Annotated in this window: 10 protein-coding genes; 5 read left to right on the top strand and 5 right to left on the bottom strand. The window is 55.7% G+C overall.

Annotation, left to right across the window (positions count from 1 at the left end):
• Nucleotides 1-194 precede the first annotated feature (194 nt).
• The 4 genes from ACLEJP_RS04335 to ACLEJP_RS04320 all read right to left on the bottom strand — a co-directional run bounded on the left by ACLEJP_RS04335 (nt 195) and on the right by ACLEJP_RS04320 (nt 4,828).
• Nucleotides 195-2,309, bottom strand: a complete 2,115-nt coding sequence (locus tag ACLEJP_RS04335) for a hypothetical protein (RefSeq protein ID WP_440804642.1) — start codon at nt 2,307-2,309, stop codon at nt 195-197.
• Nucleotides 2,296-3,084: a hypothetical protein gene (locus ACLEJP_RS04330; protein ID WP_440804641.1), complete on the bottom strand. Its 789-nt coding sequence runs from the start codon at nt 3,082-3,084 to the stop codon at nt 2,296-2,298. Before ACLEJP_RS04330 ends, ACLEJP_RS04335 begins: the two co-directional genes overlap by 14 nt.
• A gap of 103 nt (nt 3,085-3,187) precedes the next feature.
• On the bottom strand, nt 3,188-3,817 hold the full coding sequence (locus ACLEJP_RS04325) for a hypothetical protein (RefSeq protein WP_440804640.1): 630 nt from the start codon (nt 3,815-3,817) through the stop codon (nt 3,188-3,190).
• A gap of 378 nt (nt 3,818-4,195) precedes the next feature.
• Nucleotides 4,196-4,828 (bottom strand): hypothetical protein, encoded by a 633-nt coding sequence (locus ACLEJP_RS04320; RefSeq protein WP_440804639.1) that lies wholly within the window; start codon nt 4,826-4,828, stop codon nt 4,196-4,198.
• A 1,214-nt stretch (nt 4,829-6,042) separates the two neighbouring features.
• Here ACLEJP_RS04320 and ACLEJP_RS04315 point away from each other — a divergent pair.
• Nucleotides 6,043-6,354: a hypothetical protein gene (locus tag ACLEJP_RS04315; RefSeq protein WP_440777654.1), complete on the top strand. Its 312-nt coding sequence runs from the start codon at nt 6,043-6,045 to the stop codon at nt 6,352-6,354.
• A 452-nt stretch (nt 6,355-6,806) separates the two neighbouring features.
• On the opposite strand, the gene ACLEJP_RS04310 is transcribed toward ACLEJP_RS04315, so the two are convergent.
• The gene (locus ACLEJP_RS04310) at nt 6,807-7,928 is read right to left on the bottom strand and encodes a hypothetical protein (protein ID WP_440777653.1); all 1,122 of its coding nucleotides are present in this window, start codon (nt 7,926-7,928) and stop codon (nt 6,807-6,809) included.
• A gap of 358 nt (nt 7,929-8,286) precedes the next feature.
• Here ACLEJP_RS04310 and ACLEJP_RS04305 point away from each other — a divergent pair, with 358 nt between their 5' ends.
• The 4 genes from ACLEJP_RS04305 to ACLEJP_RS04290 all read left to right on the top strand — a co-directional run bounded on the left by ACLEJP_RS04305 (nt 8,287) and on the right by ACLEJP_RS04290 (nt 20,546).
• On the top strand, nt 8,287-13,017 hold the full coding sequence (locus ACLEJP_RS04305; RefSeq protein WP_440777652.1) for a hypothetical protein: 4,731 nt from the start codon (nt 8,287-8,289) through the stop codon (nt 13,015-13,017).
• A gap of 476 nt (nt 13,018-13,493) precedes the next feature.
• A complete protein-coding gene (locus tag ACLEJP_RS04300) occupies nt 13,494-17,321 on the top strand; it encodes an NACHT domain-containing protein (protein WP_440777651.1) in 3,828 nt (1,275 codons plus the stop codon).
• Nucleotides 17,308-19,608, top strand: coding sequence for an AAA family ATPase (locus ACLEJP_RS04295; RefSeq protein WP_440804638.1), 2,301 nt, complete (start codon nt 17,308-17,310; stop codon nt 19,606-19,608). Before ACLEJP_RS04300 ends, ACLEJP_RS04295 begins: the two co-directional genes overlap by 14 nt.
• 2 nt (nt 19,609-19,610) lie before the next feature.
• Nucleotides 19,611-20,546 carry an HNH endonuclease gene (locus tag ACLEJP_RS04290; protein ID WP_440777649.1) on the top strand — a complete coding sequence of 312 codons (936 nt, stop codon included), beginning with the start codon at nt 19,611-19,613 and terminating at the stop codon, nt 20,544-20,546.
• Nucleotides 20,547-20,587: the final 41 nt, after the last annotated feature.

The following is a 20,587-nucleotide window of genomic DNA, read 5'->3' as shown; positions in this document are numbered from 1 at the left end:
ACGGGCGGCCTCAATTCTGTCTCCACGCTCACCTCCTAGCGTAGCTCGGCTTGTCAGGCCCAGTCGGCGCTGAACCTCCGGTCGGGAAATGGGAGCGAGCTCCACTCCTGAGCTAATCATCTGGGCGAGGAGAGCGTCTATTGCTTCGTCAAGAGTGCTGCCCCTCAATGTCTGTCGTCGCGCCATAGTTGCCCCTAGTCATCTGATACCGAACTGTGTCGTTTGTCCGAGTCCGCAACCGTGATTGGACGCCCATTTGGAAACACGCGTTGCACACCTCCACTGGTATCGCGTGCAAGGACAGATTTTAAATTGTTGAGCTTGTCTTCCTGGTCTGCTAGCCATACATCGCTGCCTGCCTCTCCGGTCCCTGCGTCTCGCATAATGGATATTGCCTTCGTCAGATTCTTAGCTTGTTCTTCAAGGTTGACCCGCTCCGATGGAGTGCCCATCAGATGTAGATGCGAGCAGCCATTCCAGCACTGAAGATGCTTAGGGCAGGGTGCTTGGGAGAAATCGTGGATACAACCTCCGAAAGGGGTCACATGCAGCGCCGTGGCGTGTACGGTGAGGAATGCTTCTGCAGTTGTTGTACCTTTATCTGATAGCAAAGCATGATAACTGTCGGTCAAAGCGCCATGAATGCGCTTATCTCTTATGCCTGCATGTAGAAAGTCGAGGCGCTCGCGATAGCTATTGAACGCCAGGAACTCATGATGGGCAGCGGTGTTTTCTTCAATGCTCGTGTGTTGGTAATAAACATTTTGGTCGAGGCGTTTGCGCCCCAGGGCCAACGCTTGCTGAACATCGCTCATTCCGGTCAAGTGATAAATGGTGTTCCGCCAGTGTCTAGGCTGATGGCTTGTGAGGCGAATCGGAGTCCCATCGGATTCGGTTAATGAACGGCGCGAAAAAATGGACGTGTATTTTTCATCGTCACCTAATGCGTGATTGATATCCAGGATGGTGACCCGACGCGGGACCGCACGAAACACATTCGCCTCACGTCCACCGAAACGAAATTGCCCGTCGAAAGCGATGGCAAGCGTTTCGCTGGTTCTAAGTACAATACGAATCTGTCCCCCGACATTTTCTGTCAGCACCGCGTGCCCACGGAGCTTCGGGACGATCAACCGCTCAATCTCCCCAGCGACGTAGCGCCGCTTTAACGACCTTCCTCGCTTATCGTCCGGTTCATTGTCAAACGGATGGACACCGTTGCGTGTGAGGAAAAGGTATAGATTTCTGCTTGCGCTTCTTGCTCCGCTAAAGCCTAGCCAGTCCAAGACTTTTGCATCGGAGATCACTGACTGAGGGGGGTAACTCCAAATACGTCCTGGGTTGAGCTCTTGCCAGGCGGCAATTTTTCGTTGTTCCGTGGTTAGCGTTTTTAATCGCTCTACTGCGCGCCTGGCTAGAGGAATATCGCTTTCAGCCAGCCAGTGAACCCGTGATTGAAATTGCTTTTCTGCAAAGTATCTAATCCCGCATTCGACCAGAGGCTTGCCATGGGCATCGACAACTACTTCTCCTGTCGCCCCTTTGATCGGCCTTTCGACCCAACAATCATAGGGTATTACTGTTACTTCGTTACCTCGTTGCCCAGTCGCTATCAATAAGTCAATAACTCGCAGCAAAATTTCTTCGCCGTCACTAAGTGGATTGTTCGAACATATCGCATATGCCTCCATCGCCTCACGAGAAGGTAATTTATCATCAGATTTACGCTGTTTTACCGCTCGATCAGGATCGTGCAGTGAAATGTAATCGTGCCGGCGTTTTTCCGGTTTCGCATCATGCTCAAAGTGGATGGCGATCTCGGTTAATTGCAGATTATCAATCGTATCCGCTATTACTTGGAGGTGAGAGATCGCATCATAGAGATTCTTGTAGCCGCTCTCACGGAGAAATCCCACGACGCGATCAAAGTCGCCACGTGTCAATTGTGTGGGGTCGGATACTCCGCGCTCAAACAAGGGGTTATACAGCCGCCGGACGGCAATATTGTATGCAGCCACCATTGAAAACTTCAGGCTCCGGGTGCGTTGTAAATACACAATCAGGGCCTTGTTAAAATCTTGGAACACGAGAGGGAGTGGGCCCTTCGCCGGAGTAGGATAGCCCGTTTTTTCGAGTGCTTGCCGGTGCGTTTCGAAGGTGAGCGTATTTTGCTTTCCCCGTTGTGGTAACCAGCCTCCGACGCCCCATAACGATGACGCCCACGGTGTTGAAATCGGTAGCGAATGGAAAATCGCTTGTTCCTGTGTAACAAAACCTTCGAGGCGTTGACTTGCTCTAGACAGCGTCATCTGCAGCATCCTCATTTTGTTGCCGGCAGCGCTCGATCGTAGCGCTTACCGCTAGGATGGTTGTCTGATGCTGGGCGAGGGGCCGGTTGTGTATGAGGTCACCGGCTAGTTCTGCCATATCAATGAACCGTTGGGCCTCCCGCTGGAGCGCATCCTTTACCTGCTCATGGCGGCCGTCAGCAAAGGGGTGGAACTTCTTGCAGGTGTAGCACGCGTATATAGGGTTGTAGGGACAGTGGGTATGAACGGGCAGGGCGCAGGCACCAATATCGCCTATGTATTGCGTATCAATGACACCGCGGACGGCTCTTTCAGGAGCCGCATCGCGGCGTTGGACGATTTCCCCAGTTAATAAGCTGCGCATGATGCGTTGATAGGCCGGGCTTTTACCTAGTGCTTTCTCTTTGACCCGGGCAATGTTGGGGGTGGCCGTAACGTAAGCACGCGCTGCAACCGTGCTGTTGTGGCCGAGCAGTTCGGCAATCATGTCTGCCGGAGTTCCCTGATCCGCCAAGCCTTGCCCGAGGTGATGACGCAACAACATGGTTACCTGATTCGGCCTATCTATCCCAGCTTCCCCCAGCTCGTGTTTGAGGCCTGAACCGATTTCAATAACCGAGAGACGCCGTCCACAAGGATTGACGAATAGTGGTCCACAGTCGCTACCAAAACGGCGTTGAATTTCTAAAACGTGGCGTGAGATTTTCTCACCGAGGCGGGTGGTTATTTTGCGGGGGCGCCGCTCAGGTCTGCGCTGGCCGACCTTTTTAGCCATGGGTAGCCATAGGGTGTAGTACTTCTCATGATCAGCGCTTTCAATGAACTCAAAATCCGTAACGTCTAGTGAATGAAATTGGATCGACCTCGGCGCGAGCTCTTCACCCTAAGTGAAGAATTATATTTAGCTGGAATTCCTCCCAAGAATCAGATGAAAGGTCTCGTTCAATGCGCTTAAGGAGTCGAATCTCTTCATTAAGGGCTAGGCCGGACTGGGATAAGAATATCCGCTCATAAGGATCAACGCGGTTCGTCTTTATCTCTTTAAATGCGAGATATGTTTCTTTGTCGAAGCCCAATATTCCTCGACCAAGCGCCCATCGATAGAAGGTTCTAAAAAAGATGATGCTTTCGCGAGATTTTTTCCATGCACTTAATATCGTGACCACTTCTTGCCTTGTCCAAGGAAATTTGCGTGAGATCTCGCTTTCAGCTAGCCGTCCAAACACTCCGGATGCTTTAAATGCCGTTACCGGTGCGTATTTTTCGAGTGCATATGCAACGAACGCTTTGGCAATTTGCATGATGTCAGGATTGAGATGGAGCTCAGCCCAATCGATTGTCATTGCGAGCTCACCGTCGTACCAGGTCCATATCGGCAAACGGGTATCGACGTACTTTGGCTGATCAGTGGTGCGAGTTCGAATCGCAACCAGAGCCGGGCCCTCGAACACGTAGGCCGGAGGAAAGGAGGAGGGTGATGCCTGTTCGCGATCGGATGATTTAGTCACGACGAACCTCCTTAACTGTCAAGTCGGCCCCAAGCTGCCGAGGCACGCTGGGCGTTATGGCGGTTCGCAGACTCGGCTAGATAACGACTTGCATAACGACGTGGCATCGCCGAAGTCTCAGCCCACCCGCAGACTCGTCGGAGTTCGTCCGTAGCGCGGTCTAGGTCGTACCTACGTTGCTCGACCAGGTAAGCCAAGAAACGATCGGCGAAGGTGTGACGAAAGTCATGTGCAGAGAGAGTAGGCAACAACCCTGGATGCGCCAGTTCAATGTTCAGAAACAGCCGATCGAGGACGTTAGACAATGCGCGAACCGACAACGGGCGGCCTCGATCCGAGATGAACAAATAGCGGTACGGCAATTTAATCGGTTTACCGTCACGCCAAGGGCGCCGCTCGCTCTGGATATAGTGCTCGTAGACCTCTCACTGTCCGAACGATCTGTAGTTGCGTATCTGTCAGGCTGCGGTAACGAGTGCGGTCGGGACGAGCATTGATGATATGGCTCTCAAATCGCCGCTCAATGACGTCGGCGACATCGGCAAATACCACGTCGATGTCAGCGTGTGTGGCTGAGTTCTGACGGGCGCGCGGGAGGTAACGGGTCACACACCAAGACAGGTATTTCTTCAACAAGCGCAGGTACTGGTCCCGTGTTCGTGAACCGATCTGCTGAAAAAATACAGTGTCAGCTTTGCCAATTCGGGCCACCAGGTTGTCGGCTTGGCGGCGACTTTGGAGCCAGATGGCGTAACCGTCCAGTAACGCAAGAATCGCCTCGAAGTGGCAGGCCAAGATGGCTTCATCAATATTGAGGTCACGGCTTTTGGCATAGGTGTAAAAAGCCTGGATCGAGCGCAGGTGCGCTGCGGCGGTACTGTATGCACGATGCTTGAGTTTGAGCTGGACGTAAATGAAAGGGACAAGCATGGGCAACGGCGCTGCGTCACCAGCTTGCACGAGCAGCGGTAGTCGTTGACCAGAAGAGAAACGGCACTGAATCAGTTTCATGGGCAGCAACCTCACTCGAGGACTCTTCATGAACACTATGGACATGGCCCGTTGCAAAACTAGTCGTCCAAACCGCATTCGTCGAATCAGTGGCTTAGGCAGCTCATGAACATTTCTGACATAGCATCTGGTTTAACATAATACTCATTATGCGAATCTTTGTGTGGAGATACCGAGCCGTGAGTAGGCAGATCTCAACTGTCGACGTCAGGTAAAAATGCGAAATCACAGACAATTATGCGAAAGCCCCAGTCACATGGGCCTTGAGCGGTTTTTCTTGCGCTACAGATCAAGCCATTGTTTCAAACAAATCTGCGAATACGCCTCGCCCAACGCCGGGGCTTTGCGCCAGTAATCCCCTGGCGGACAACGCTCAGGCTTCCTCCGATTTTAACAAATACTAGCCGCCGCCGCAGTTTCATCTGTCGGGTCCGAGCCAGCACCAGACTGACATGAACCGTCATATGCGACATCGCAGTGGCCACGACGCTCCTAGCATCAGAGTTCATGACGTTGTGCAGTCCTTTTGAAGTCCCAGTCGGCATGGAGAACACCAAGGGCCCTTCGGAACGTTTTAACGCGCATTCCACCGTGAGGCTTGTAAGCATGCTCACCGGCGGCGGGATCCCCATGAGTGATCGATTATGATGCTCTATAGGTCTGCGGGCCGGCTTAAGGTTGTGCTGCTTTTTCACGTGAGTGCGACTAGCAGCGAAATGTCGGTTGGGAGGCCTATTTACGGGGGTTGTAAACTACTTTTTTGACTTGTAAACCACTGTAGTTAACACGTCAAAAAAGTAGTTTACAGGGTGTTTTTCACGATGCCGGGGCCGCCATGCACATGGGGCTCCAATTTGTACGCTGGGGTCATGCATGCTAACGTACCTCCTGAAGTTCAGCGCCCACCCCGCGGCAGATTCTGACTGTGCCGAGCACCAAGAGTTAGTTATGCGATCCTTCTGAAACATTACTGATTGCTCAAGGGATTAGCTGTGCTCCTCCAGACGTAAATTCTCCTGATGGGGTTATAACTAAACTAAATAGTCATTTAGTGTAGTTATAAGGTAAAGCCATCAATTCATGAATAGAACAGAGCGACTGCCTCTGTGCAATCAAAGATCTCAGGGTTGCTGATCGTGGTCCCTGAATGGATGGCGTTTGACTGTGATCGTCTACCTCTTCACTACAGTCCGAGGTGTTTTTAGGAGTCAGCGATGAAAATAACCGGAAGAGTCGAAGTAGAGACCGTTACAGACGTTGTGTGCGATGTATGCCGTTGCTCCACCCGCTTGGATACTGGCGGGCATCAGTTCGGGACCCTACAAGCACACTGGGGCTATGGCGCTGCCCATGATGGGGAGCGGTATGAACTGCACATGTGTGAGGATTGCTTCTTCCAAACATTAGCTTATCTCAAGCAGGAACGGCGAACTCAACATCTGTTCAGCGAGGGTGGCGAGGATCTCACCGACAATCTCGGTCTGGTCGCAAAGGATGAATATTTCGGTGGCGCCGGGAGCCGGTAGATACTCTCTACAAATCGCAAATGGTCGTATTGCTTCTCGACCTAGTTATTATCGCATGAGTGATCTTCTCTGCTCGGCGTGATTTCACAGCGATATCAGATCGGAACTCAGTCACAATTGACAGCCATTCAGTTTGGGCACGAAAGCAGGGGCAGGAATGCGCGCCGGCTTAGCAGGTATATAACTCAGCTAGCGCATCGCCTGTTCTACCCTACCCCACTTGCTCACCTCGACCCCATAACCACACTCCAGAAAAGACTCCACATCAGCGATAACCAGCAGAGTTCTGGCAAACCTCGCCTTTTAAACGCTGGTCGTCTCGTTTGCAATCTACCTGATCTGGTTAAAGACGCAATGCTGAGCTTAGCGACGCGTGGTCTGACACTGAGTTCGGCCGGCATTGTGCTATTTGAGCAACTTCACCAGCCATAGCGTATTGCCGCGAGAAACTATCAACCCTTCAGTACGGTAGCAGGCGGGCAAGTCTTTAATGGAGCTCTATTGTGTGTGACTCTCCGCCCACTATGTAGACGAGGCAAGACGACTTCTTCGCAGTAGCGATCCAGCGGCCAATTGAAAAATGTGTCCTGGCCGCCGAAGAGCTCATCATGGAGCACACGCTCGATACGAGAAACACGGTTGAATGCTCGGTCGACTTTCCAGGTGTCGGGTTTCAATGCTCGGGACTCGGCAACGCGCGCCATTTGCCCGGGCAGCATGTTGGCTGCATGTTTTCGGCTAGTAGCAACCTTATTAGTGTAGGCTCTGCCGCAGTTTTTGGCAGCCTGCCACCCTATAGCGCAAATATCTGCCAAAGGTAATGTTTCAATCATGCAACGCAACACCTTACGCGTGGCCGCCCCAGCGCTGATATCGAGCTTCTCTTTACCCATCTGCTGTTCCAGGTAGGCAAAGCCAGCGTGTTCTGCCAATTCCTTGATCAGGGCAATCAGCTCCGGTTCATCAGAAAGCTGCAGATGGGTATCGAAGTCTCTACGCAGGCGCTCAATGACCTCCCATGCGGTCAGCGCTTTTTCTTCTTCGGTGTTCGCGCTGACATTGCTCGACCAACCGTACGCTTCTGGCACATACATCCATTCCGAGCGATAGTTCGAGGTTACCCATTCGGGGGCGCGGGTCAGCACAATGGCTCCCGCGCTCCACAACTCACTGATGAAGCCCTCGGTGCTGCTGAAGCCTGGGGCAAAAGGGCCGATCGAATTGGCTTCACGCACGCCCGCAATGTCGTCCTGTTGGGTCAAAAGCAGTGCCATAAGTAGTATTTTGTGTTTGAGGCAAAGCTGTGAGAACGTCACTCGCTTATCAGACCACTCTCGGTTTGCACGCTTGAGTCGCTTGCGCAGACAGTACCGACAGGTGCAAACACTGAGCTGTTGATGGCCACAGGGCTTGCAGAATGCCGGAGGTAAACCGTATGTCTTTGTTGCCCATTTCTGCTGTAACGGAGCACCACAACCCGGGCATGGTTGGTCATTCAAGATCCGCAGAGGTAGCAGCGGTTGAAGCTGCTTTTGCGTGGTTTCAATTCCGTACTCGGCCAGCAGGCTCTTCACGGTGGCACCCTTCATGAAAAGGGCGTGCATCTCGCAAATCTGATCGATCGAGAGGTATGAGAGTGCTGGATGTGGCGCGGCGTATGATATCGATGCTGACATGTGTGTGGATGTTCTAGTTGTCGTTGAAGGCATTCGCCATGATAACCAGCAGTACCCCGGTTGGCCCATTAGCAAGCTGCAACCTGCAGATCCTGCTTGTCGAGGCGCTCGCAGCCAGTTCTTGTTCGCTCATAGCGGAAGTGGAAATGGTTGCTACCAGCGTGTGCCACCACCTTCCTACGAGCGCGGCGAGTGCCAGAGAGTCGATACGTTGCTGGCCAAGTGGTGGCCACTGATAATAAGCTGAGGAAATGCCATGAGTAGCGATGCCCTCAAGGCTTTCAGTCCCCTTAACAAGGCTATCCCCATAATGTCTGTGCGCCCCGCTACCCCGCAAGGTCATCTCGCCGAGCTGCGCACGATTCTGCAACGTGAACTGACACCTGGGCAATTTGAGCGCATGGTCGCGTCACTGCTGAGTGAGCTTCTAGATATCGGTATTGCCGTAGCAAGAACCGGCTTTCAACATGGCGGTGACGCCGGAACCTCGGGTCGGCAGAACCGTCGTTTGCGTATCGAGTGCAAGCGTTACGGTGATAACACCCCGCTTAGTGAGCGCGAACTGCTCGGTGAGGTGCTGGAGGCGTTGGCTACGGACGCTGCGCTAGAAAGCTGGATCCTCGCGGCCACGCGCGAAGCGTCTGAACAACTAGAGCTGAAGCTTGCAGGCTTAGCGGACGAGCTCGGGGTGCCAATCGTTGTTATCGACTGGAAGGCCGATGGCTTCCCTGCCCTGGCCGCATTGTGCAGTGCCGCACCTGAAGTGGTGCGCAGATACGCCGGCGATAAGGCGGCAGTATTGGCGGCCACGCTTCAAGGAGATGCCGCAGTCACGCTATCACGACTCAAACGTGACCTCTCGCAATGGGGTGCGGGCTATGAGCGATTGCGCCACCTCGCCATTGAAAAGTTACGCGCGCTTTGGAACTCTCCATCCGTGTCCACCGCGGCCTTGGGCCAGAATGCGGCGGGCGGCGCCAGTATCACCACCATTCGCCGGCATGCAAGCTATGGCGCCCTGAATCGATGGTGGCGAAATCCTAACGCCGCCAACGCACCTGGTGTTGTATTGGGACTCGAGGGCAATGGTAAAACCTGGGCGGTGCTGGACTGGCTCGTCAGTGAGTCAGAAGCGTTGCCAATGGTCGTGGTAATTCCTTCGAACGCCATGTCCGGGTTTAATGATGTTTCTGAAACGGCAATCAAACGTCTTCTAGCAGAACGGATGTTCGAGGTCACACAGACCCGCGACCGCGAGCATTGGCACCGGCGGATAGACCGGCTGCTGGAACTTCCGACCGAGCATGAACCGGCGCTGCTGGTTTTCTTCGATGGCATCAACCAGGAGCCAGCAGTGAAATGGGCTGCCCTCCTCGCGTTGCTGCAGACTCCCACGTTCGCTGGGCGAGTCCGGGTAGTGCTGACAACCCGTCAGCATCATTATGAGCAGACCCTTAATCGCCTGCGTGCGCTGGTGTCTGCCCCACAACGCATCGAGGTTGGCGTCTACGATGGCGTAGCTGGCGGCGAATTGGATCAACGCCTGGCTGCTGAGGGGCTAAATCGAGATGCTCTTCATGAGGATTTGGTTCCACTTGCGCAAACGCCGCGGTTATTTAGCCTGGTGGTTCGTTTCGGTGAACGCTTGATCGATGTTGGGCAGGTGACTGTGCATCGGCTGCTCTGGGAGTATGGGCGCGACAGCTTTGGTCATCGCGCGGGACGGTCCTTCAATGAGATGGAGTGGCGTCAGTGGCTGCAAACGGTTGCCGAACAGCAACGTACAGCACCTCGCCTTTACACCCTGAATGATTTGGCCAGCAGCACGGGACGCGCCGATCTTAGCCCGTCTGAGGTGGCCCAGCGCATGAGTGATATCCTCGACTCACGCTTTGTCGAATCTTCCCTGACAGCGGTGAAGCTCACAGGTCCGCTGATACAGCACGCGTTGGGTATGGCGCTTCTACACCATCTCGACGAATGTGGTGAGATTGGTCAAGAAGGGATTTTGCACGAAGCTTATACTTGGCTCGACCCCATCGCAGGGTTGGATCAGCGCTCAGAGATTCTACGTGCCGCAGTTTCCATTATGGTCGAACGTGATCAGCCGACGGCGCTCAAGGTATCTACCGCGTTAGTTTCAGAATGGTTGTCCTCTCAAAACCTCCCCAGTCAGCATGCGAGCGAGTTGCGTCGCATCGCCGGGCCTTTGGTGGATTCGTTACTGGGTACAATAGAACGGCCAGGCGAGGCAGGACAGCGGACCGCACGCTTGTGGGCTGTCGAAGCACTGCGGTCAACGTCAAGATCTGACATGACCCTTCGCGCTGCCATTCTGGGTCGCGTCCAGTCGTGGCTTAGCCAAGTATCGCGGGACGTTGAATCTGAACAGCGACGCCACCTACAGTCTGATGACGCGCGAGCTAAACGTGTCATGGACAGGGTCGGCGTCGATATCGATGGTCCGCTGAAGGTTCTGGGTTTATCTATTACCCTGGTTTCGCAGGTCGCCACTCACCACCTCAGCATGATTCCCCTGTTGCTGGAAGGCTATCCGCTCACTGATGCCCGCCCGCTATTTGAGCTCGCGGCCTTGAACTTGGCGATCCGCGGTCGCAGTGAGGTCTGGGACGAGCTCAAGTGGCTGTGTTTGCTCAACGGCGTCGACTTTCTCAGTACAGCCATTGAGCTTAAGACAGCGGCGGACCGGATCTGCTACTGGCGCTACGAACCAGGCATTAACCCTCAACTAGGCGCACGCTGTTCGGCGCTATTACTCTGGTTGTCGGGTGTTGAGCAGCATGAGCGCCTGGCCACGCAGCGCAATCCATCACTGGACAAGGCCGATTACGAACAGGATTACCTCCGTGATCCGGGCCGAAGCTTTTACCCGCTGCAGCGGCAACACAGTACCCAGGTGCTGTTGGATCACAGCTTGCCCATGCGCACGCGTGTCGACCGCGCACAGCTGTTTTGGACAGATCCCGCCTTCACTGTGCCAGCCGCATTTGAAGACGAGGCAGCAGACAGTCTTGCAGCGATTGAGGTCTTGGAGCTTGATAACCAGCGTGCGCCGACCCCTACCGACCATTTTTTCGAGCGGTCACTGGCTGCGATGACGCGCGTCGCCCCGCATGCACTGGTGGCCAAGCAGCGGGAAAAGCTCGCGTCCTTGCCAGCGAGACCGGCTGATCAACTGTACCTGGCCCTGGCCGCCTTTCAACGAGAGCGACTGCTGTTCACCGACAACAGCGCTTACGCTGCAGCTGCCGTCCGCCGGGCCCGGTCTCAAGCTCGCGGCCAGAGACCTTACACAGACAATGACGAGGTGGCAATCGACAGCCTTTTACTGACCATGGAAATGTCAGGGCTTTCTGCTTACCGGCAAGCGGAGATGGTCGTTGATGCAGCATTGCCGGTGCTCTACACCGACATGTTGAAAGCGGTCATGCCGCTCTCGCCTGGAGAAATCAGTAAGCTGTTGCTGCGTTACCGGTTCGGCTCGGAAAAACACATCAGCGACTTTCTGGCCGTGCTCAGTCTGCAGCCCAACCTTCGTTCGCTTGACTGGAATTGGTTGGAGCATCAGCTGGCAGCTACCGAAGGCGATGCGCGCACCCCTCTTCTCCAGGTAGCCTTTCGGTCGAACGCAGCACGCCTCGGGCAATACTTAGGAAAATCGAAGTGGCAATGGCACCACGAAGACGCAGTTGAAGCCTCGCACTGGGGCTCATTGGCCGTGCTGGCAGCTTCCACTGCTTGGCCGTTTGATCAGGTCTGCCAGCAAGCTGCTCCATGGCTGCTGCTGCAAGCGCTGAACCAGCGAGAAGCGACTGCCGCAGACTCGCACATGGTTAGCGAGTTACTTTCGACGGTGCTGGAGTTGACGGCCCATGACAGTGCGCCCTCCCCCTGCACGCTGTCCGTGCGTCTGGAAGATCGAGAGCAGTCGCCCACCTGCTTCTCGGTCACTGAATCCTTAGACTCTGCCAATCTGTCACTTGAGCAGATGATGGCGGCGAACTCCGAAGCCCAGGTAGCGGCGCGACAAGCCGCAATCGACAGTACCATCGAGCGAGTCAGAGACGCCCGCCGACGCGGTGCGCAGTTCTACCTGCAGGACTTCGACGCTGCCGATTTTCTTGTGATCATCGACCACTGTCCCGCAGTGATCAAACGGTGGTTGAGTGGCACGGCCGACAGCTCCACTGACTTCCTCCGCCGCGTTCGGTTAAATGAGGGTTTCTATCTGGCCCTTTGCGAGGCCTTATTCCATCGGGATGCAAATCGTGCAGCGTCGCTTTGGTTGCAGTTACACCAGAACATGAGCACCCGCTTCCTCGGCAAAGCCGAAGTCCCCGACTTGTTGCACCTGCTGTTTCGCGTGCCTGCGTCGCCGGCCGCGCAAGCCCTGCTGGATGCGGTGCTCGATATCAAGGCAACCAACACCGACGCTGGGCTATTGGACCTCAGCATCTGCGCCTACACCAATCAGGGACACGCATGGCTGTCCAGTGTTATTCAAGCCGATCTGAGCTCGCCGTTGGCCTGGCGGCAGCAGCGTGGGGCTCGCCTGCAAGGGTTCAGTTGCGGCAACCGTCTGCCTACCGATCTCAACTGGCCAGAAGGGTTTGTTGATCAACCAACTACACGCTCTAGCGACAATGCGTTGCTGCGCCATACCGAAGCCTGCGCTCGTCACTGGTGGGAGGTCTACTGGAGCGCCGCTGATGCTGAATCAGCGTATGGAGCATGGTTACTGTTTTGCGCTTCGGCAGACCGTCGTGCATGGACCTGGATGGCCGTTGACCAAATGGGCGCTGATCTGCCACCGACGGAGCGAACGCTACGATTGATCAACTACGAGATAAATCGCTCTCATCTTCGCTCTGCAATGAAGAAGCGTGAGAAAGACTTCGGCAATCGCTTCTTGGGGAAAAAAGTGAGCCCGCACGTCGGACCTTGGGCGTTGGCCAACCATCCATAGTCCTCCCTGGCAACAGTTCGGTCGGTTACGCCTCGTTCCACCCTCACGTGCGCTGATCAGATTTGCAGCAGAGCGAAGCTTCTCGGGCGCGATACCACCCTCTATAGTGGCCATTTGCTTTGCGACGAGGGCTGACCTGATTTGTTGGCGTCGCCCGGTCCAATCGTGTTGAGTTGCAGCGAGCGTACGCTAGCGCTCTTCTATTTTCATCAGGAGTCGGATGGTGCAGCAGTTCTCTTTGATCCATGAAGGCGTTACCCACTACGCGGAGTACGAGGTGTGCGACGACACCCTCCTGGTTTATTTACCAAACGGTGAAATCCGTCGGACCGAGCTTCGCGGTCTTGATGCAGAGTCGGCGGCTAGGCCCCATTTGCGCTCATACCTCAAAACCACACGGGCGCACGGCGAAATGCCAGCCAACTGATAAGGCACACCGCTAAGAAAACTTTGAACCTTCATTGCAGGGATGCCATATGCCCCAGGTACCACTCAATCGGGGTTTCCGCCTTGTCCCGGAAACCTATCAGAAGGACGATATTCCACTTGGAGAACTTTTGCTCCCAAGCGCTTCGTCTGACGTCAAGACATGGGCACAGTTGTTCGACGAATACCGTGTGGTCATTCTCGCCGAAGCTGGCGCCGGGAAAACCTACGAGTTGGAAGGGGCCGCACGGCGACTGAAAGACCAGGGTAAAGCTGCGTTTTTTATCCGTATCGAAGACCTCTCGGAGCAATTTGAGCAGGCTTTCGAAGTAGGGTCGGCAGAGGCATTCCTCAGCTGGCAAGCAAGTTCCGATGAAGGTTGGTTTTTCCTCGATTCTGTAGATGAAATTCGCCTCACAGCGGCGCGGGTATTCGAACAAGCACTGCGCAATTTTGCCGGTCGAGTGGGATTGGCTTGCAATCGCGCGCACATTTATGTGTCGAGCCGCCCGTATGCCTGGCGCCCGCAGCGAGACCGTACACTGCTTGAAGCAATTCTGCCGTTTCACGCTGACATGATCACGCTTGAGGGTGAACAAGAAGAGCCCAGTGTCAGTCTGATCGCAGACCAAGTCACTGCACAACGGTTTACCGCGCACACCAACGAAGAGCCTCTTCCCACACTCAACGTTTACCAAATGACCGCGTTATCGGCCGAAGACATCCGGACTTTCGCTGAGTGCAGCGAAGTGCCGAATAGCTCGACGTTTTTGCACGAACTAGAACGCAGTAATCTGTTCACGTTGGCACAACTACCGTTCGACTTACGCGACCTGATTCACGCCTGGAAAACCGATCAGGTGTTGGGGAGCCGGCTGAACATCCTGGAGCAAAGTGTTACCCGGCAGTTAAGCCAGGCAGAATTGAGTACACCTTCGCTAACGCTCACACGTCTGCAGGACGGCGCCCAATTGCTTGCCATCGCGGTAGTCCTGACTGGCGTCGCTAACGTGCGATTGCAAGCTACAACAACCGGTGAAGGCATCGACCCGATGGTGTTGCTGCCCGAATGGTCTGCGGCCGAGCTCCATGCTCTGCTCACCAGCGGGCTTTTCGGTGAGCCGGTCTACGGAGAAGTGCGTTTCCGTCATCGCGAGGTGCGGGAATTACTCGCCGCGCGCTGGATCCACCAGCAGTTGGGTACCGACACTAATCGCAATGAAATCGAGAACTGGATGTTTCGCTCACGCTATGGGCTGACGGTTTTGAGTGCACGCCTGCGCCCTCTCCTGCCTTGGCTGGTTTTGTTCGACGAACGCATCCGTGAGCGAGTCATTGCGCACTACCCAGAAGTCGTTGTTGAGGGCGGAGACGCCGCAGCGTTGCCCCTCATTGAGCGCGAGACAACTCTAAAACGGGTAATTGAACAGATCACAGACCCGCGTGCGTCGCTCAGAGGGCTGGATAACAGTGCAATCGTGCGAATTGCCACCCCCGAGCTGGAACCCTTCACACTTCAGCTCATCGAAAAGCATTTCGAAGATGACCGGGTGATGTTTATTCTGGGACGCCTGGTATGGCAAGGAAAGATGACTCAGAGTCTTGCGCCACTTAGCCGTATTGCTGCGGACCCTCAACGCGGTCACTATGCTCGACTGGTAGCAGTACGCGCAGTTGGGTGCTTGGCGGACAACGAGCGCCTCAACGAGCTTTGGCGAGCCATTCTGGACAGCGGGGGGGAGATACCCCGCACGGTCTTTGCCGAGTTGGTCGCGTATGCACCGCCACAGAAAGCCTCGATTGACCTTATTCTGGAAACACTTGCCCGATCGGTGGACTACAAACGTTACGACTCCAGTGGGCTCGCTGGCAACCTGACGGATTTCGTCAACCGCTTGGCGGGCTGTTCAGAATCCACGTCAGCCGATGACTTGCACGCTTTTGCCAGCGGTTTGCTGACTTACCTCCAGAAAAAGCCGCATCTGGAGCGTGGGGAGTGCGAGCTTTCGAAAGCGTACTACTGGTTAATGCCAATCGCCTTGCGATGCGTAGAGCACTTAATCGCTAAGCGGGCTCCAGCCGCCATGTCCTCCACGACCCTGAGAGTTCTTGCGGCGGCCCCTGAGCTTATGCAGTGGCACGGTAGCGAACTGGGCGATATCAAAGGCGCATTGACGACCTTGGTTCCCGCGTGGCCAGAGCTGAACGACGCGCTGTTTTGGAGGTGCATCGAGGACTGCCGCACGCGGCAGGCACGCAGGAATCAAAGCCTCAAGGACGATTGGCTGGTTAGCTATTCATGGCACTTCTGGGCATTTGCTGCGGACAGCTTCCCCAGAATTCTGGACTGGGTTAGGCAGCGACCTTTAGAAGACGACCAGTTTGTCGCGCTCGCAAGGGCCTATCGCACCTTCAATGACCATGGCAAGCCTACACTCTGGCGTGAGCAATTGCTGGCCACTACGCATGGCCATGCTGCTTTGCAGGAAACTCTGCTTGCACTGCTCAACCCGAAACCGGATCCCACACTCGTGCGCTTTCAGGAACAGGAAAGAAAGTACCGTCGCCAGCATGCGCGACAGCAAAAACGAGAAAGTAACCAGTGGACACATTTTGTCGAGCGCCTCAAGGCCAAGCCCGATCTAGTGCGTCACCCGCCTGGCTTGCAACCGAGCGAGGTGAGTAACTTTCAGTTTCATCTGATGGAGCATATTCGTGACGCCTCCGGATCGTCCACGCAGCTTGATGGCAGTGACTGGAGCGCACTGATCCCGGAGTTTGGCCTGGCGGTTGCCGAAGCCTATCGGGATGCAGCCATCGCTTTCTGGCGAGCCTACCAACCCACTTTACGCTCAGAAGGCGCAGAGCCGAACAGTATTCCCGCTGCGGTCATGTTCGGGTTGACTGGCCTCGCCATTGAACTGCAGAACCATGAACACATTGCCAAATTAGACGCACGGGAAGCGGAGTCGGCCTTGCGCTACGCGCTCTTCGAGCTCAATGGTTTTCCTTTCTGGTTTGATAGCTTCTGTCGACAGCATCTGCCTGAGGCGACCGCATTCTTCTACCGCGAAATTGACTGGGAATTGTCCACCAGCCAGCCGGAGCAGCGTTCTTTCTATGTCTTGCACGATGTGGTCTATCACGCGCCCGTACTGCATTCAACGCTGGCACCGTTGCTTAAGCAATGGCTGATGAACCATCAGGTACTGAACCTTGAATGCCTGCGCTACAGCCGGCGCATCATCGGTAATGACAACTTACCAGCGGCCGAGATCGCCGGGCTGGCGTTTGACAAGATCAGCAACCCTGCGACGCCGGGCGAGCAATTGCCCGTTTGGTACGCGGTCCGTACCGACGCCGACCCGACATTGTCGCTTCCGGCATTGAAAACAGCCCTGAGAAAGTTATCCCGAGCTGCTGCCGAGCGCTTCGGCGAAACCTTCAGCGTAGAGCTATTGGGAGGTCGACGTGATGCAGTCCTGAGCATTGGCGGCTTCAACAGTCCAACTTACCTGAAAGAGCTGTACCTCCTGATGCACAGCGTCATCCGAGTGAAGAACGACCTTAATCGGGCCGGAGGCGGGGTGTATTCCCCAACGGTACGTGATGATGCTCAGGACGCGCGCGAACGCCTTTTCGGCATGCTCCAAGAGCAATCTTCTGAGATCACCTACCGTGCGATTCTCGAACTTGCCGAAAAACACCCGGTTCAGCATTTTTGCACCTACATGCGTGCGTGTGCTGTCAGCCGGGCAACCACTGACGGAGATATGCAACCATGGCGCATCGAGGAGGTCGCTCACGCTGCGCGTCGTCTCATTCGGACCAGCACCCTCCTCTCCCCGGTATTGGAGGTCGACAATGCAGTACGTTGACCGCCCCATGACTCCTCCAGCCGCTCTCAGCTCCCCCCAAGCCCAGGCGTCGCGAAAAGCGATGCTGGAGTTTTGGCAGCTGGAGCCTCAGCGACGGGCGCAAACCAGCGTGCCGGCCATCGGATTTAGCCCGGAAGAGCCGCACCTGTTGGAAGCGCTGGCCGACATGAGCGGGCAGCGCTGCGTTTTCTGTGAAGCCAGCGCTACGCTGGTCATTCATCGCTTCCGTCCGCCAGGTAACGCGCTGCCAGTTGCGCGCTCCAGTGACGCGCATCTTTATTACCTGTGGCTTGCCGACGCGTGGCAGAACCTGCTGCCCATCTGTCACGGCTGCATGCCGATTGAGCCGCAGTTTCCAGTTCGCAGAGCGCGCTGCCGGCCACCAGCGCTGGACCAAGTTCAGGCGTATGTCACCAGTGGCAAAGGGCTTTGGCCTTTTGGTTCGCCCGAAGAGGAGCCCTTGCTGCTGGATCCCACCCAGGAGCGACAGTTTGCCAAGCACTTGATCCCCACACTCGACGGTGAATTGTTGGCAGGCACACCGCGCGGCGAGCAAACCATTGCCATCTTCGACCTCAACCGCGGGGAGCGCCGCGATCAACGCTATCAGGTTTATCAAAGGCGCTTGGAAGCTCTTTACACGTGCGTGGTTTCAGGAGAGCTCAAGAACATTGACCCGCTGGTTGATTTCAAGAGCCTGGAGTTCGGGGGTACGTGGTATTTACTGCTGAGGCGCCTGCTCGAACATCTATCGATCAAAGGCATCGGGCGGCACTTGGCTGTCGAGCGTGTGCGCCCTGCCCTTTACAAATGGGCTGCGATCCCCAATGCCGCAGCGCTATTGGATCAGGCGCGCCACCTGCTGCAGCGTGAGGATTCGTATCTTCGCGCCCATGGCACGCAGGTCCGGCGCCTGCCCCCGGCAAAGGATGCCGTGATTGCTATTCAAATTCGTAACTTTAAAGCTATTGAACGTCTGGACCTCAGGCTTAACGAGCCATCGGCGAACCCTGTGGAGCACCATGGAGCACTGGCTCCCTCGTTGGTCATTCTGGGTGAAAACGCCACTGGAAAAAGTTCTATTCTGGAAGCCATCGCCTTGACCCTCGTCCCTTCGGCGGTACGCAGCGCACTCAATGTACCCTGGGCTGACATGGTAATTGACCCTACTCAGCTCGGCGTTGAACAGTCAGGGGAGAGGGCGAAGACCCACATTCGAATCGAACTGACCAACCAACGCTGGGTTCAATTGGGCATCGACCGGCAACAGCCCACCCACGACAGCGATCTGGGCAACCAGCAGGTCCCTGTCTTTGCCTACGGTGCTTTTCGTCGATACGGTCGGACCAGCCATCGTGCGACTGCACATACCCATGTGCGCAGTCTGTTTGACGGTCATCCGCTCTCCAATCCCGAGCCCTGGCTAAGCAGGCTCCAACAAGATCGCTTCGACATGGTGATTCGCACACTGCGCGATGTATTGGCAATCGATGGTGAATTCGAAGTCATTCAACGCATGCCGGCAACCGGCGCATTGTGCATGGTCACCACCGTGACCGATTTGGACGGTTCAACACGCTTCAACCACACACCGCTTCACGCCGTCTCCTCTGGCTATCGGTCAATGTTGGCAATGATTTGCGACATTTTCAAAGGGCTGATGAATCCGAGAGTTTATCCTGGATTCGAGAATTTTCAGGCAGCACGTGGGGTAATCCTGATTGATGAAATCGAGGCCCACTTGCATCCGCGTTGGAAAGTACAGGTGATGTCTCGCCTGCGCGCGGCCCTGCCGAACATGACCTTTATTGTGACCACGCATGACCCGTTGTGTTTGCGCGGCATGGCAGACGGTGAAGTCGCGGTGGTGCAACGCATCGCCACTTCGGAGGCTCGGCTGGACAGTCAATTCCCGATCGCCATCGAAAGCATCTCCGGCCTTCCGCCGGTGGCGGAACTTCGGCTCGAGCAGCTACTCACTTCGGATTTTTTCCAGATGCTCTCCACCGACGACGCATACACCGATCGCCATCTGGCCAATGTTGCCGACTTGATGGCCAAGCGTAGCCGTGGCGAACTTTTGAGTATCGATGATCAGCAGATGTTGAGCGGCTTCCAACGCGACATAAACGGTGCCCTGCCCATCGGCTCAAGCGAGGCACATCGGCTCGTGCAGCAGGCTGTCGCCGAGTACCTGGCCCGGCGACGCGCCGCGAGTAGTGAGGCATTGCATGCGTTACGGCGTAAGGCCAAAGACGAAATCCTCGCCGCATTGGAGGGCTTGTGATCATGCGTCAGGTCCAGCGTGCTCCTACTCCCGCCTCCCTTCAACTTGGGGCCGCCGGTAGCGATGAACTTGCGCGAGTACGCGTGCACCGCGCCACCCCCGCGCCGGCTGGCAAAAAAAAGAAGAGTTTCGAGTACACGGCCTACAAGGGGGATGATGTCCGCCGGGCTTTGGAGAAAATGTTTCACGGCAAGTGTGCTTACTGTGAGACCTATTATGCCGCCTCGGCGCCGGTCGATATCGAGCATTATCGGCCGAAGGGGGGTGTCACCGAGGCTGCCACCCATGGCGGTTACTGGTGGATCGCCATGCAGTGGGAAAACCTGCTGCCATCATGCATCGACTGCAATCGCAAGCGCGGTCAGGTGATTGTGGAGGCGTCCTCAAGCTTGGCCGTTTTGGCCGCCAGCACCTCTCCGACGTTGACCCAAGCAGGAAAGAAAAACAGCTTTCCCTTGGCCGCTGGCGGGGTAAGAACTACCGCGGAAGGTACGGACTTCTCCAGGGAGCAGCCATTGCTCCTCAATCCCTGCAATGACGATCCAACCGCTCATCTGCTGTACAGCGTTGATCCCGCGCACCCCACGGGATTGATCGTGCCAACCGGTTCCCCAGAGCAGCAACAGCGCGGTGCAGTTTCAATCCAGGTGTACGGATTAAACCGTCTCAAGCTGCTGCAAGACCGCAATCGTGTCCTGCGTAGCATGGAGTTTCTTGGCGACCTCATCATTGACCTGGCCACCTCGATCGACGCATTGGAGGCGCCAGATGCCGCGCTTCAGCTACGAGGAACGCCAGCAGCCGGTGTTGCCACACGGCTGCGGCTGCTACGTGACCGCATGCTGGAGGAACTCAAGGCCGCAGCTGCGCCAGAAGCGCCCTATTCGGCAATGGCCAAGACTTGGCTAGAGAATTTCAAACGCCGTCTAGCCATCTGAGTCTCGCCGTGGGCGTGCTGAGGCGGACTGACTCACAGCCC

This window comes from Pseudomonas sp. SMV7 (assembly GCF_052041995.1).
Classification (GTDB): domain Bacteria; phylum Pseudomonadota; class Gammaproteobacteria; order Pseudomonadales; family Pseudomonadaceae; genus Aquipseudomonas.
The sequence above is the reverse complement of the archived record's forward strand: the minus strand, read 5'-3'. Positions and strand labels throughout refer to the sequence as shown.

What these genes read in the sequence shown, in the direction of transcription:
- ACLEJP_RS04335 (WP_440804642.1), bottom strand. Translation starts at nt 2,309, where the DNA reads ATGACGCTGTCTAGAGCAAGTCAACGCCTCGAAGGTTTTGTTACACAG.
- ACLEJP_RS04330 (WP_440804641.1), bottom strand. Translation starts at nt 3,084, where the DNA reads ATGGCTAAAAAGGTCGGCCAGCGCAGACCTGAGCGGCGCCCCCGCAAA.
- ACLEJP_RS04320 (WP_440804639.1), bottom strand. Translation starts at nt 4,828, where the DNA reads ATGAAACTGATTCAGTGCCGTTTCTCTTCTGGTCAACGACTACCGCTG.
- ACLEJP_RS04315 (WP_440777654.1), top strand. Translation starts at nt 6,043, where the DNA reads ATGAAAATAACCGGAAGAGTCGAAGTAGAGACCGTTACAGACGTTGTG.
- ACLEJP_RS04305 (WP_440777652.1), top strand. Translation starts at nt 8,287, where the DNA reads ATGAGTAGCGATGCCCTCAAGGCTTTCAGTCCCCTTAACAAGGCTATC.
- ACLEJP_RS04300 (WP_440777651.1), top strand. Translation starts at nt 13,494, where the DNA reads ATGCCCCAGGTACCACTCAATCGGGGTTTCCGCCTTGTCCCGGAAACC.
- ACLEJP_RS04295 (WP_440804638.1), top strand. Translation starts at nt 17,308, where the DNA reads ATGCAGTACGTTGACCGCCCCATGACTCCTCCAGCCGCTCTCAGCTCC.
- ACLEJP_RS04290 (WP_440777649.1), top strand. Translation starts at nt 19,611, where the DNA reads ATGCGTCAGGTCCAGCGTGCTCCTACTCCCGCCTCCCTTCAACTTGGG.